The sequence below is a fragment of the Bradyrhizobium sp. ARR65 genome, from assembly GCF_000472385.1.
Lineage (GTDB): Bacteria > Pseudomonadota > Alphaproteobacteria > Rhizobiales > Xanthobacteraceae > Bradyrhizobium.
In genome coordinates this window covers 1-13,974 of sequence record NZ_AWZU01000028.1, presented here as the reverse complement: position 1 = coordinate 13,974, position 13,974 = coordinate 1, and the positions used below count along the sequence as shown (strand labels likewise).

At 62.1% G+C, this 13,974-nt stretch carries 12 protein-coding genes; 7 read left to right on the top strand and 5 right to left on the bottom strand.

Annotated features, from left to right (window positions below; all coding sequences use genetic code 11):
* The first annotated feature begins 418 nt into the window (after positions 1 to 418).
* Positions 419 to 958 (top strand): TRAP transporter small permease subunit, encoded by a 540-nt coding sequence (locus tag F758_RS0126555; RefSeq protein ID WP_024510723.1) that lies wholly within the window; start codon positions 419 to 421, stop codon positions 956 to 958.
* Entirely contained in the window at positions 955 to 2,556 is a 1,602-nt protein-coding gene (locus F758_RS0126550) for a TRAP transporter large permease (RefSeq protein ID WP_024510722.1), read from the top strand. The genes F758_RS0126555 and F758_RS0126550 overlap by 4 nt, the downstream gene beginning before the upstream one ends.
* Before the next feature lie 131 nt (positions 2,557 to 2,687).
* Here F758_RS0126550 and F758_RS0126545 read toward each other — a convergent pair whose 3' ends face one another.
* From F758_RS0126545 to F758_RS0126530, 4 genes are all read right to left on the bottom strand, one after another.
* Positions 2,688 to 3,776 carry a TRAP transporter substrate-binding protein gene (locus F758_RS0126545; protein WP_024510721.1) on the bottom strand — a complete coding sequence of 363 codons (1,089 nt, stop codon included), beginning with the start codon at positions 3,774 to 3,776 and terminating at the stop codon, positions 2,688 to 2,690.
* Positions 3,777 to 3,918: 142 nt separating this feature from the next.
* The gene (locus tag F758_RS0126540) at positions 3,919 to 5,007 is read right to left on the bottom strand and encodes a TRAP transporter substrate-binding protein (protein ID WP_024510720.1); all 1,089 of its coding nucleotides are present in this window, start codon (positions 5,005 to 5,007) and stop codon (positions 3,919 to 3,921) included.
* Positions 5,008 to 5,195: 188 nt separating this feature from the next.
* Positions 5,196 to 6,320 carry an iron-sulfur cluster carrier protein ApbC gene (apbC, locus tag F758_RS0126535; RefSeq protein ID WP_024510719.1) on the bottom strand — a complete coding sequence of 375 codons (1,125 nt, stop codon included), beginning with the start codon at positions 6,318 to 6,320 and terminating at the stop codon, positions 5,196 to 5,198.
* Positions 6,321 to 6,561: 241 nt separating this feature from the next.
* Entirely contained in the window at positions 6,562 to 7,005 is a 444-nt protein-coding gene (locus F758_RS0126530) for a VOC family protein (RefSeq protein WP_024510718.1), read from the bottom strand.
* A gap of 272 nt (positions 7,006 to 7,277) precedes the next feature.
* Here F758_RS0126530 and F758_RS0126525 point away from each other — a divergent pair, with 272 nt between their 5' ends.
* The 4 genes from F758_RS0126525 (at position 7,278) to F758_RS0126510 (ending at position 11,018) form a co-directional block, all read left to right on the top strand.
* Positions 7,278 to 8,147: an NAD(P)-dependent oxidoreductase gene (locus F758_RS0126525; protein WP_024510717.1), complete on the top strand. Its 870-nt coding sequence runs from the start codon at positions 7,278 to 7,280 to the stop codon at positions 8,145 to 8,147.
* A 348-nt stretch (positions 8,148 to 8,495) separates the two neighbouring features.
* Positions 8,496 to 10,112 carry a sensor histidine kinase gene (locus tag F758_RS0126520; RefSeq protein WP_024510716.1) on the top strand — a complete coding sequence of 539 codons (1,617 nt, stop codon included), beginning with the start codon at positions 8,496 to 8,498 and terminating at the stop codon, positions 10,110 to 10,112.
* A gap of 164 nt (positions 10,113 to 10,276) precedes the next feature.
* A complete protein-coding gene (locus tag F758_RS0126515) occupies positions 10,277 to 10,480 on the top strand; it encodes a DUF1289 domain-containing protein (protein ID WP_024510715.1) in 204 nt (67 codons plus the stop codon).
* Between the two features lie 34 nt (positions 10,481 to 10,514).
* Positions 10,515 to 11,018 carry a TIGR02281 family clan AA aspartic protease gene (locus F758_RS0126510; RefSeq protein ID WP_157450177.1) on the top strand — a complete coding sequence of 168 codons (504 nt, stop codon included), beginning with the start codon at positions 10,515 to 10,517 and terminating at the stop codon, positions 11,016 to 11,018.
* A gap of 66 nt (positions 11,019 to 11,084) precedes the next feature.
* Here F758_RS0126510 and dusA read toward each other — a convergent pair whose 3' ends face one another.
* Positions 11,085 to 12,083 (bottom strand): tRNA dihydrouridine(20/20a) synthase DusA, encoded by a 999-nt coding sequence (gene dusA, locus F758_RS0126505; RefSeq protein WP_024510713.1) that lies wholly within the window; start codon positions 12,081 to 12,083, stop codon positions 11,085 to 11,087.
* A gap of 124 nt (positions 12,084 to 12,207) precedes the next feature.
* Here dusA and F758_RS0126500 point away from each other — a divergent pair, with 124 nt between their 5' ends.
* Positions 12,208 to 13,272 carry a tyrosine-type recombinase/integrase gene (locus F758_RS0126500; RefSeq protein ID WP_024510712.1) on the top strand — a complete coding sequence of 355 codons (1,065 nt, stop codon included), beginning with the start codon at positions 12,208 to 12,210 and terminating at the stop codon, positions 13,270 to 13,272.
* The last annotated feature ends 702 nt before the right edge of the window (positions 13,273 to 13,974 follow it).

The window sequence follows — 13,974 nt, the reverse complement described above, 5'->3', positions numbered from 1 at the left end:
CTCATCCCCTTTGTGGGAGGTCGAAATCCGGGAATTTCGCGCAGGATTCTCGGCGAGCTCAACGCGAGGCGACAGTCTCGTACCCACCCGTCTCCCCGTAAGAACACGGAGAAGCCAGCGCGCGTCGCCGGATTTACCAAACCCCGGCAGATGCTTGGCACCGCGTCAATTTGTCCATTTTCCGATTGACGGGGCGAAAACGCGCTGATTTACGTGCGGTTGCTTTCGATGCCGGCCCGCCCAGATGGGCCGCTGCGCCGCTTGCGCAGCCAAGACGGCGAAAGCGAGATGTGGGGAGGGACTGGCATTGCAATCGCTCCGCAAGGTGAGCCGTGGCCGCGCGCATTCCCCGCGTGACGGCGAAGCAATGCCTTTGGCAGTTATCGGCGCGCATTGACGCGCGGCCGCGGAGAACGAGATGCGCCCATTGTTGGCAGTCAGCACCGCCATCGACCAGCTCAACGAAAAGATCGGCTACGTCTGTAACCTCTTGGTGCTCTTTTCCTGCCTGCTCAGCGCCGGTAACGCGATGATCCGTTACGCCTTCGACTACAGCTCCAACGGCTGGCTCGAGGCGCAATGGTACATGTTCGCGATCATCGTGATGTTCGGCGCCTCCTACACCTTCAAGCGCAACGAGCACGTTCGGGTCGAGATCTTCTACCTCTTCCTGTCCGAGCGGGGCCAGCTCTGGCTCGACCTGATTGGCACGCTGTTCTTCCTGATCCCGTCCTGCCTGCTGCTCGCCTATCTGTCCTGGCCGTTCTTCATGCAGTCCTACAACGTCGGCGAAATGTCGGGCAATGCCGGCGGCCTGCTGCGCTGGCCGATCAAATTCGTTATCCCCTCCGGCTTCGTCATGCTGGCCTTGCAGGGCGTCTCCGAAGTGATCAAGCGCATGGCAGCGCTCAAGGGCGAAGTGACGATCGACGCGAAATATGAGAGGCCGACCCAATGATCACGCTGGAAATGATGCCGCCTTTGATGTTCGGCGGCCTGGTTCTGGCGATGCTGATCGGCTTCCCGGTCGCGTTCACGCTCGCAGCCGTAGGATTGTCGTTCGGATTCCTCGCCATTCATCAAGGCTTCTTCGACCTGAACTTCCTGCAGGCGATTCCCGGCCGCATATTCGGCAGCGTGCTGTCCAACGAGCTTCTGCTCGCGATCCCCTTCTTCACCTTCATGGGCGCAGTGCTCGAGCGGTGCGGGCTCGCCGAGGACATGCTGGATTCGATGGGCCAGTTGTTTGGCCCGATCCGCGGCGGTCTCGGCTACTCCGTCATCATCGTCGGCTTCATCCTTGGCGCCATCACCGGCACGGTCGCGGCGCAGGTCATCGCCATGGCGCTGATCTCGATGCCGGTGATGATCCGCTACGGCTACAACATGCGCTACATCACCGGTGTGCTCGCGGCCTCCGGCACCATTACGCAGCTTGTGCCGCCCTCGCTGGTATTGATCGTACTCGCCGACCAGCTCGGCAAATCGGTCGGCGACATGTATCTCGGCGCCTGGGGACCGTCGATCTTCCAGATCGTGCTGTTCGCCGGCTACACCTTCCTGCTCGGCATCTTCAAGCCGCATCACGTGCCGGCGGTGCCGAAGGAAGCGCGCACGCTGACCGGCTGGGCCCTGTGGAAGAAATGCCTGCTCGGCATCATCCCTTCCGCGGTGCTGATCTTCGTCGTGCTCGGCACCATGATGATGGGTCTTGCGACGCCGACGGAAGCCGGCGCCATGGGCGCGGTCGGCGCTATCGTGCTGGCCGCGATCCACCACAAGGATTTCAGCCGGATCGGCAGCAAGATCCTGATCGTCGGCGTGATCGCGGCCGGCGTCGGCACGATCATCGCGATGTTCTACACCGAGAACATCGTCTTCAAGATCGCCTTTGCGATCACCTATTTCGCCGTGGCCTGGATCTGCATCGAGGCCGCGCGCATCCCCGAGCTGCGCGACCTGATCAAGCAGGGCTATCAGACCACCATGCGCATCACCTGCATGGTCACCTTCATCCTGATCGGCTCGACCTGCTTCTCGGTGGTGTTCCTCGGCGTGTCCGGAGGCGAGTGGCTCGAGCATATGCTGACCTCGCTGCCCGGCGGCGCCTGGGGCTTCCTCGCCTTCATCAACATCTTCATTTTCTTCCTGGCGTTCTTCCTCGACTTCTTCGAGATCGCCTTCATCATCTTGCCGATGATCGCGCCGATCGCACAGAAGGTTCTCGCCCCCGTCGTTGGGGCCGACGCGGCGCTGATCTGGTTCGGCGTGATGCTTTGCGTGAACATGCAGACCTCGTTCCTGCATCCACCATTCGGCTTCGCCCTGTTCTACCTGCGCGGCGTCGCGCCGAAGGAGGTCAAGAGCTCCGACATCTATTGGGGCGCCATGCCCTGGATCGGGCTGCAGGCCCTGATGGTGGCGCTGGTGATCGCGTTCCCGGTGACGGTGACGGGCCTGCTCGACAAGCCGACCGATGTCGACCTCAACAAAATCAAGATCGAGGTGCCGCAGATCGATCTGCCGCCGCTGGATCTGGGGCCGCCGAGCAAGTAGTGGGGTGATCTCACGGACTCCAATCTGGCACCTCAGGGTAGCGGTTATAGATTGGAGTCCGCTTTCAGTGTGCAAACAAAACCCCGGAGCTTTCGCTCCGGGGTCTTTGTTTCCGCAATGACACGCCCTCGTCAGCTCTGCGAATGCCGGGCCATGAAATTGTCGTAGCCGACTTCGGCGACCTGGAACCAGGCGTAGCTGTTGTTGGAATAGTTGGTCAGCGATTCATAGACCTTCTTGAAGTTCGCGTTCGTCGCCGACACCTCGTTGTGCAGCTCTTTCGCTGCCTTGAACGAGGCCTCCATGATGGCCGGCGAGAACGCATGCAGCTTGGCGCCGCCGGCGAGCAGCTTGCGCAGCGCCATTGGATTGGTCGAGTCGTATTTCGCCATCATCCAGTTGTTGGCGTAGTGACCGGCCAGCTCGAGAACGCCCTGATAGAATTTCGGCAGCGCGTTCCACTTATCGAGATTGATGAATGCAAGCAGCATCGGGCCGCCCTCCCACCAGCCGGGATAGTAGTAGTGGGGCGCGATCTTGTAGAGGCCGAGCTTCTCGTCATCATAGGGGCCGACCCACTCGGCCGCATCGATCGTGCCTTTTTCCAGCGCCGGATAGATGTCGCCGCCGGCAAGCTGCTGCGGCACGCAGCCGAGCTTCTGCATGACGCGGCCGGCGAACCCGCCTATGCGGAATTTGAGGCCCTTCAGGTCATCGACCGTGTTGATCTCCTTGCGGAACCAGCCGCCCATCTGACAGCCGGTGTTGCCCGCGAGCAATGAGATCACGTTGTAGTTTTTGTAGAAGTTGTTCAGAACCTCCCTGCCCCCGCCCAGCATGTACCAGGCTTGGTTGATGCGCATGTCGGGGCCGAACGGCACGGACGAGCCGAAGGTGAAGGTCGGGTCCTTGCCGAAATAGTAATAGGACGCGGTGTGCCCCATCTCGACGGTGGCGCTTTGCACCGCGTCGAGCACCTGCAGGCCGGGCACGATCTCGCCGGCGGCAAAGGTCTGGATCTGGAATTTGTTGTCGGTGGCCTCGCCGACCAACTTGGCCATCATCTCGGCGCCGCCGTGCAGCGTGTCGAGCGATTTCGGCCAACTCGTGGTCATGCGCCACTTGATCTCCGGCATGCCTTGCGCGATCGCCGGAGCCGCCACGGTTGCGGCGCCTGCGACGCCCAAGCCGGTGACCTTGATAAAGTCTCGACGTTTCATGTTCTCTCCCTCTGGTGTGCTTGTGGAGCCTTCTTGCCGAGGCTTGGGAGCAAGCATGGAACATCGCCTGGCCTGTTGCCACGCAAAAAAGCCCGGCCTCATGCCGAGGCCGGGCTGTGTCGTCTAAGACTTAAGGATAGGATCAGCCGCGGGTGCGCGAGCGGATCATGAAGCTGTCGAAGGTGTATTCGGCAACCTGCCACCAGAGATATTGATCGGAGCGATAGGCCTGCATCGCCTCGATGGATTTCTTGAAGTCGGGATTCTTGGCGGAGATTTCCGACCACAATTCGTTAGTGGCCTTGAGGCAGGCTTCCAGCACTTCGTTGGTGAAGGGACGGAGCTGGGTGCCGCCGGCCACCAGCCGCTTCAACGCAGCCGGGTTCTGCATGTCGTAGCGCGCGGCCATCCAGCTATTGGCGTTGGCCGCCGCGTTGGTGAGAACGACCTGGTAGCTCTTCGGCAGCGAATTCCATTTGTCGAGATTGCAGAAGGCGTGGACGGTCGGTCCGCCCTCCCAGAAACCCGGATAATAGTAGTACTTCGCCACCTTCTGGAAGCCGAGCTTCTCGTCGTCATAAGGCCCGACCCATTCGGCGGCGTCGATCGTGCCCTTTTCCAGCGCGGGATAGATGTCGCCGCCGGCAAGCTGCTGCGGCACGACGCCGACCTTCTGCAGCACCTGTCCTGCGATGCCACCGATGCGGAATTTCAGCCCCGAGAGATCGGCGACCGTCTTGATCTCCTTGCGGAACCAGCCGCCCATCTGGGTGCCGGTATTGCCGCACGGGAACGCGATCACGCCGAACTTCTTGAAGAACTCGTTGCCGAGCTCCTGTCCACCGCCCTGGTACCACCAGGAGTTCTGCATGCGCGCGTTCAGCCCGAACGGCACCGAAGCATAGATCGCAAAGGTCGGGTCCTTGCCGACGTAGTAATACGAGACGGTGTGGCTCATCTCCACGGTGCCGTTGGACGTCGCGTCCAGGGCCTGCAGGCCCGGCACGATCTCGCCAGCAGAGAAGACCTGGATCTGAAACTTGTTGTCGGTCATCTCCGCGACGTATTTGGCGAACTCCGTCGCGCCGCCATAGATCGTGTCAAGCGACTTCGGAAAGCTCGAGGTCAGGCGCCACTTGATTTCGGGCGAGGACTGCGCGATCGCGGGCGATGCAACCGCCGCGACCGCCGCCCCGGTCGCCGAAACCTTCAAAAAATCACGACGCTTCATTTTAAGGCCTTCTCCTTGTTGGCGCGTTTTCCCAATTCCTGCAGCAATCTTCCGGTGACACGATGGCTTGCGGTCAAACCGAAGCGCTTCCGGGGGCGCCTTTTACACGGAAACCGGGCCCACGAAAACGCGACAATCGCATGACTGCGGCGATTAAACGAAAGTCGCATAGAGGGCCGAAGCCCCGTTCAGGCCGCCGCAATCACACCCTTGAGCTGCTCGCGGATTTCGCCGGCGATGGCGCGATAGATCGCCGCATGCGGCCCATTGGGGTCGCTGACGACCACGGGATTGCCGGCATCCGACGTCTCGCGAATCGCAATATGCAGCGGAATCTCGCCCAGGAATGGCACCCCCAGCCGCTCCGCCTCATGGTGCGCGCCGCCATGGCCGAAAATATCCGAGCGCGTGCCGCAATGCGGGCATTGGAAATAGCTCATGTTCTCGACGATGCCGAGCACAGGGACGTTCACCTTCTTGAACATCGCAAGGCCCCGCCGCGCGTCGATCAGCGAAAGGTCCTGCGGCGTCGAGATGATGATGGCACCTTTCAGCGGCACATTCTGCGCGAGCGTGAGCTGCGCGTCGCCGGTGCCCGGCGGCATGTCGACCACCAGCACGTCCAGCGTGCCCCAGGCGACATCGCGCAGCATCTGCGTGATCGCCGACATCACCATCGGACCGCGCCAGATCATCGCGGTGTCCTCCTCGACCAGAAAGCCGATGGACATGATGGCAAGCCCGAAACGCTCGATCGGAATCATCTTCCGCTCGTCATTGAGTTCGGGCTTTTCGCGAATGCCCGTCAGCCGCGGCACCGAGGGGCCATAGATGTCGGCATCAAGCAGCCCGACGCGCAGGCCCAAATCGCGCAGTCCCAGCGCGAGGTTGAGCGCGGTGGTCGACTTGCCGACGCCGCCCTTGCCCGAGGCGACCGCGATGATGGCGGCAATGCCCGGAATCTCCGCCTGCCGCGCCATCGGCGAGCCGGCGGGGCTGTGCGGCGGCCGGTGTGAGGAAACCGGCGCGACGCCGGGCGCACCACGCGAGGCCGGTGCGGAGCCCGGCTTGCGCTCGGCGGTGAGCGCGATCATCGCAGTGGCAACGCCGGGGATCGCACGCACCGCGCTTTCGGCCTGCGCGCGCACGCTCTCCCAGGCACGCGCCTCCGCCGCATCGACATTGATGGAGAAGAACACCTTGCCATCATTGACTGCGACCGGCGACAGCACGTTCGCGTTGGTCAAGGCGACCCCGCGCGGCGTCTTGACCCTGGCGAGTGCATCGAGAACCTGTTGCTGCGTCACGCTCAAAGCGCTTCTCCTGCCGATCTAGCCTCACGCGACAGATAGGACGTATCGGCGGAAAAGAACAGCGGTTCCGGGGCCCGATTTGCGCCGGAGCAACCAATAGAGCGTTTGCGTGATCGGCCGCCAGCGCAGGCCGGGCTAGCCGAAGGCGTAACCCGCCGTTCTTTGCGGGCGGCGCATTGCGCTTCCGCCTTCGCGCTCCGAGCTACGGCGGGACCTGTGCGCTAATGCGCCTCGCGCATCATCACACCACCTTCGTCCCGATGTCGTCGGTGGCCTCCGCCGGTGCGGATATGGCGCTTTCCTTAGCGGCCTCGTAGTTGAGCTCGATCATGACGCCGTTGGGATCATGGACGAAGATCTGCCAGAGATCGCCCCCGGGAACCTGGCGGGCCTCGAACCGCATGCCTTTGGACTGCAGGCGCTGCTTCATGGCCTCAAAGCCCCGGCTGACAAAAGCGACGTGATGGACGCAGCCGGAATCGGGCTTTTGTGCCTCGTCCGTCGGCGAAATATCGACGAGGTGAACCACGGGTTTGCCTTCGCTGTACATCCAGGCGCCTGGAAAGGCGAAATTCGGGCGGGCGCCCTTTTCCAGCCCCAGGACATCCTCATAGAAGCGGACCGTATCGGCGAGTTTCCGGGTCCGGATATTGAAATGATCGAGCACGCCCACGCTCACGCCCATAGCGAAACACTCCCTTTTTTGTGAAGCTCGTTGACGGTCGATCCTAACACAAAACCGGCTCTCCGCAGCACACGAAGCCGTTGCCCTTGACGCGCCAGGGGTTATGTTGCCCCCTCTTCCTGGAGCGCGACCGGGATCGAGTTGACCGCCGTCGCGCTCCAGGTTTTCGATTGAGCATGATCTATTCGGAAAACCGGTACCCACTTTTCCGGATCATGCTCGATAGCCCGTCCGGCGAGGTCAATCGCCGGCAAGAACCCAAGGTAGCACATATGGCTAAAGTCGCTTTTATCGGTCTCGGCATCATGGGATTTCCGATGGCAGGACACCTCGTGAAAAAGGGCGGTCACGAGGTGACGGTCTACAACCGGACATCTGCCAAAGCCCAGCAATGGGCGGAGAAGTTCGGCGGGCGCACCGCGCCGACACCCAAGGCCGCTGCCGAAGGCCAGGATTTCGTGATGTGCTGCGTCGGCAACGACAACGACCTGCGCGCGGTCACCATCGGCCCCGATGGTGCCTTTTCCGGGATCAAGAAAGGCGCGACATTCGTCGACCACACCACGGCGTCCGCCGAGGTTGCTCGCGAGCTCGACGCGGAAGCCAAGAAGCGCGGCTTCAACTTCGTCGACGCGCCCGTCTCGGGCGGCCAGGCCGGCGCGGAGAACGGCGTGCTGACGGTGATGTGCGGCGGCGATGGAGCCGCCTATGCCGGCGCCGAGCCGATCATTTCCGCCTACGCGCGGATGTGCAAGCTGTTAGGGCCCGCCGGCTCCGGCCAGCTCACCAAGATGGTCAATCAGATCTGCATCGCGGGCCTGGTCCAGGGGCTCTCCGAGGGCATTCACTTCGCCAAGAAGTCCGGGCTCGATGTCCATGCCGTGATCGACACGATCTCCAAGGGCGCCGCCCAGTCATGGCAGATGGAAAACCGCTACAAGACCATGAACGAGGGCAAATACGATTTCGGCTTTGCCGTGGAATGGATGCGCAAGGACCTGTCGATCTGCATCGCCGAAGCCCGCCGCAACGGTGCGACGTTGCCGGTGACCGCGCTGGTCGATCAGTTCTATGCGGAAGTCGAGAAGCTGGGCGGCAAGCGCTGGGACACGTCAAGCCTCCTCGCGCGGCTGGAGAAGTAAACGCGCCATTGCCGCGTGTCAGAGCAGCCCCATCTCGACCCGTCATTCCGAGGTGCGCGCTCCTGCGCGCCTCGAAGGATGAGCGGCCTCGCTGCGAGAGCCGGGCCGTCGCCCTTCGAGGCCGCCGCTTCGCGACGGCGCCTCCAGCGACAAACGGCAACGCCGTTTGCGCAGGGGTGACGGACATGGAGGATGATCCGCTCCCATCGGGATCATGCTTCAAAGAGTTAATTTAACCTTCCGTTAAGGAGAATTTTTAGCTTCTTAAGCCAGCTCTTAATGATTTGGAGCGAGAGATAGACAATGCAAAAAGCCCGCGCAGTTCGTGGGCAGGATTTGTGTTGTTTCATGAGCGTTCCCGCCGATAAGCCCGAAGTCGTGCAGCTTCCGGCTGAGCCGCATGCGGCGGCTCCCGTCAGCAACCGGCGGGCCGCTCAACAGCGTGTTCGCGAGGCGCGCGATAGGTTAACGTCGACCAGCGGCACACGCCCCGCCTTCGACCAGGAACTGCTGCGGCAATACGCGCAGACCCGGATATCGGCATCCTATGTGGTGATGCTGCTGGTGGTCGCGACGGGCCTTCTGTTCGGCATCTGGATGCCGCCGATTTCGGCGGCGGCCTGGACCTGCGGCATTCTCTGTGTCCATGCCGCGATCATGCGCAACTGTTTCGTTTTCCTCGCCGAGCCGTCATCGCCGGGGGCAACGCGCCGCTGGCGCACGCGCTTCGTGCTGCTCGACCTGCTCTACGGGCTGTGCTGGATGGCGATCCTGGTCCATCCGGCGCTCGACGCGGTCTCCGACACGGTGATGATGTTCCTGATGCTGCTGGTCGTGGCGGTCTCCAGCATGCTCGCCGCCAACCTGCCGATCGCGGCGCTCGCGGCCACCGTGCCGGTGACGATCACGATCGCGCTCGATTTCGCGCTCAGCGGCACGTTCGACAAATATGTCCTCGCCGCGCTCTCGCTTGCCGCGGAAGGCTATTTTGCCCTGCTCGCCTATCGCCTGCATTCGACGACGCTCGCGACGTTGGAAGCGCGCGCGGAGAAGGACGCGCTGATCGGCGAGCTCGAACAGGCCAAGGCGATCTCGGACGAGGCGCGCTACCGCGCGGAGGCCGCCAATGTCGCGAAATCGCGCTTTCTCGCGCAGATGAGCCACGAGCTGAGAACACCGCTCAATGCCATCCTTGGCTTTTCGGAAGTGATGAAGAGCGAGATCTTCGGCGCTCACGCCGTGGCGGTGTATAAGGAATATTCGGCGGACATTCACAATTCCGGCGTGCATCTGCTCAACCTGATCAACGAGATCCTCGACCTCTCGCGCATCGAAGCCGGCCGCTACGAGCTCAACGAGGAAGCGGTGGCGCTGGTCAATGTCGTCGCCGACTGTCACCACCTGTTGAAGCTGCGTGCCTCGAGCCGCGGCATCAGCATTCACGAGGTATTCGAGCAGGGCATGCCGAAGATCTGGGGCGACGAGCGCGCGATCCGGCAGATCGTGCTCAATCTGCTGTCCAACGCGATCAAGTTCACCCCGCAAGGCGGCGAGATCTGGCTGAAGGTCGGCTGGACAGCCTCCGGCGGGCAATATCTGAGCGTCAAAGACACCGGCTCCGGCATCCCTGAAGACGAGATCCCGATCGTGCTGGCCTCGTTCGGCCAGGGCTCCAATTCGATCAAGTCCGCCGAACAGGGCGCCGGCCTGGGGCTGCCGATCGCCAAGAGCCTGGTCGACATGCACGGCGGCACGTTCACGCTGAAATCCAAGCTGCGCATCGGCACGGAAGTGATCGTCACCTTCCCGCCGGAGCGGGTGATGTCGGCGCTTGCGCCGATGGCCGAGGAATCCATCGCAGATGAGGCGCCGCCGCTGCAGCCGGAGACTCCCAGCACGGGGGTGACGGACCAGCGATGGCGGGTGCGACAGAAGCCGATCATGAGCGCCGGCACCGGGCTTTAGAGCATGATCCGGAAAAGTGTGCAGCGGTTTTTCCTCGCGACAGACGCAGGCGTTTGCGCGGAGATCATGCTCAACCGAAGGAGCTAAAGCGCGATGCCGTTTCAACCGTCCCATCGCGCTTTAGCGCTTGCGCCGGCACTGGAATGCCTTTCATTGTGTATTAGATGAGCAAAGAAACGCCGTGCATCGCAGTTTGCATGATCGACCCCACGACCCGCCTCTGTCTTGGCTGCGGCCGGACGCTGCCGGAAATCGCGAGCTGGCATCGCCTGGACAGCGCCGAACGTCGGACACTGATGGCGCGGCTTCCGCAGCGCATGGCGGATGCCGGCCTCGCGCCGCCGGGCAGCCAGCCGCCCTCGGTGTGAATCATCGGCACACGGGAGCCGTCCCGTGAGCCGGATGCTGTTCGCTGCGCTGGTGCTGGCGGCGACCGCGGGCTTCGTCGCCTACAAGGATCCCGAAGCGGTCGCGCGCGCCAGCGATACCGTCTCGGAGTTCATGCGCGAACGCGCGCTTGCCTCCTCACCCCGTGCCGTGCAGATCCCGCGCGGCCGCAACGGCGAGTTCGCACTGCGCGCCAAGATCAACGGCGTCACCGCGCCGATGGTGGTCGACACCGGCGCGACCTCGGTGGTGCTGACCTATGAGACCGCCAAAGCCGCCGGGCTGCCTCTGGAGCTGTTGGACTATAACGTCGACGTCGAAACGGCAGGCGGCCACACCAAGGCGGCGCGGCTCACGCTGGACCGGCTCGCGATCGGCAGGCTGGTCGAGCGCTCGGTCCCGGCGCTGGTGGTGCAGCATGGACAGATGAAGACCAACCTGCTCGGGATGAGCTTTCTCGACCGGCTGGAAAGCTGGGAGGTGCGCTCGGACCACCTGATGCTGCGCGGATATCCCTAGAGCACGATCCGGAAAAGTGGAAACCGGTTTGCCGAAAAGATCATGCTCAAACAAAGAGATGAGAGATCAAGCGGCCATCGCCGCAGCTTTGCGCTCTTCGACCTGCGCAATCGCTTCACGCACGACATCGAGTCCGGCATCCGGCTTGACGCCGTGCTCGGCGAGGTAACGGCGGAACGCGCGTGCGCCCGGCACCCCATGATAGGCACCGACGAAATGCCGCGTGATGGCGTGCAGCCGCGTGCCCCTGGCAAGCTCGCGCGCGATGTAAGGCATCATTGCCTCGAACGTGTCCTTCATCGTCGTGTGCGGCGCCGCCTCGCCGAACAGTTCGGGATCGACTTCGAGCAGACGCCAGGGCTCCTGATAGGCGGCGCGCCCCAGCATCACGCCATCGACATGGGCAAGATGCGCCTTTGCTTCGGCCAGGCTCGCGATGCCGCCATTGATGATGATGGGCACGTGGGGCATCTCTGCTTTCAGACGGTACACCCGCTGATAGTCGAGCGGCGGAATATCGCGGTTTTCCTTTGGCGACAGTCCCTGCAGCCAGGCCTTGCGCGCATGTACGATCAATGCGTCGGCCCCTGCGGCAACGACGCCGTGCGCCAGCCGATCCAGCGCTTGTTCCGGGTCCTGATCGTCGATGCCGATCCGGCATTTCACCGTCACCGGAACGTCGACCGCGCGCTTCATCGCATCCACACAGGCGGCCACCAGCTCGGGCTCGGCCATCAGGCAGGCGCCGAAGCGGCCCTCCTTCACCCGGTCCGACGGGCAGCCGACATTGAGATTGATCTCGTCGTAGCCAAAGTCCGCGCCGATCTTCGACGCCGCGGCGAGCTCACGCGGATCCGACCCGCCGAGCTGAAGCGCGACCGGATGCTCGCTCGCATCAAAGGACAGCAGCCGCGCGCGGTCGCCATGGACGATGGCGGCGCTCGTCAGCATCTCCGTGTAAAGCCGCGCCCGCCGCGTCAGCAAACGATGGAAGACGCGGCAATGCCGGTCGGTCCAGTCGAGCATGGGCGCCACGCAGAACTTGAATTTATTGGAATCACTCATGCTTCAGTCTTATCAATGACTTATACCGAACAATCTACCGTCTGATTTCACCTCTTTGCCTGCCTTTTCACACCATTTTGGTGCTAATTTACGACAGAGTCGTAAATCGAAAGGGCAAGTCGTAGTGGGAACGATCAACGCACGCCGTCGCAAGGACGGCACCATAGCCTATTCTGCCCAGATCCTATTGATGCGCTCCGGGCAGATTGTCCACCGGGAATCCCGCACCTTCAACGACCGCGCTATGGCCAAGAGCTGGATCGAGCGGCGCGAGCGGGAGCTCGACAAGCCCGGCGGTTTGGAGGCCGCCAAGACCGGCAAGGAGACGCTCGGAGACGCGATCGACAAATACGTCGCCACCAGCCGCAAGAAGATCGGCAAGACCAAGGCGCACGTCCTCGAGGCGATCAAGGGTATGGACATCGCCGAGAAGCAATGCCGCATCATCACTAGTGAGATGCTGATCGAACTAGCCGAGGATCTTTTGAAGAGCCGGCAGCCGCAGACGGTCGCCAACTACATGTCGCATCTTCAGGCGGTGTTCGCGGTCGCAAAGCCGGCCTGGGGCATGGAGCTTGATCTTAATGCGATCAAGGGCGCCCACGCGGTCTGCCGCCGGCTTGGGATTACGAGCAAATCGAAGATGCGGGATCGCCGGCCGACCCTGGACGAACTCGACAAGATCCTCACGCGTTTCGGTGTCGTCGAGGCCAGGCGGATCGGAACCGTGCCGATGCAGAAGATCGTCGCCTTCGCCATCTTCTCTACCCGCCGGCAAGAGGAGATCACCCGCATCCTATGGAGCGACCTTGAACCCGGCCGGGTCTTGGTAAGAGACATGAAGCATCCGGGCGACAAGGTTGGCAACGACACATGGTGCGACCTCGTGCCAGAGGCCGAGAAGGTGATCGCCTCGATGCCGAAAGTGGCGCCGGAGATCTTTCCGGTGACGAGCGATGCTGTCTCGGCATCCTTCACACGCGCCTGCCAGTTTCTGAATATCGAGGACCTTCATTTCCATGACCTTCGGCATGACGGCATCTCCCGCCTCTTTGAGATGGGCTGGAACATCCCCAAGGTGTCCGCGGTCTCCGGCCACCGCTCCTGGCAATCGCTGAAACGCTACACCCACCTCCGGCAGACCGGCGACAAGTACGCGGGCTGGAAGTGGCTCGAGGAGATCACATGAACATCTGGTTCACCTCCAACCACCTGTGTGTACCGAAAACACTTAACAACGAGTCGAGGTTAACATCGCAGCGTTCCTAAACATTCAGCAGAATTTGGGTACCTCGGAGCGCCAACAACCACTCCCCATGACGTTAAAATTACTCATCTTTTCTGGCTTCGATGAAGTCAACGTATCCCAGTTCGCATCTCAGTTTGTATCCCGGATTTTGGTCGATGGAGCTGCTGAATCTGTAACGCTTCGCATGACCGCGGCGGCCGGCTCAAGCTGCGTCGTGAGGCCGAGATGTGCTGGCGCTGCCTGACGCCTAACGTCCTGTGGCCATCCTCTCCTACGACGAGAATCCGGGCATTCAGGCGATTGTCACCANNGCGCCGGATCTGACTCCCAATCCACGCAAAGTCGTTGGGACCATCGGTCGCGGAATCTTGAACAAGATTCGAGTAGCGGATTTCTACTCCGCGGGTTGCAGGTTCGAGTCCTGCTGGGATCGCCAATAATTTCAAGCAGTTACGCGATTTTCGTCTGAGCAGAGCGTGTTGCGCTCTGTACTTCTAAAAACCCTTTAATTTCAGGCATTCCCATCTCGTACCGACTGGTCCGCGCAACACGGACGCAACACGAGCTTTCTGCATTCGTTCTGAAGTCCTCAGGAGACATCATGCGCGTTGCGATCTGCGGAGGCGGAGTTATCGGCGCGCC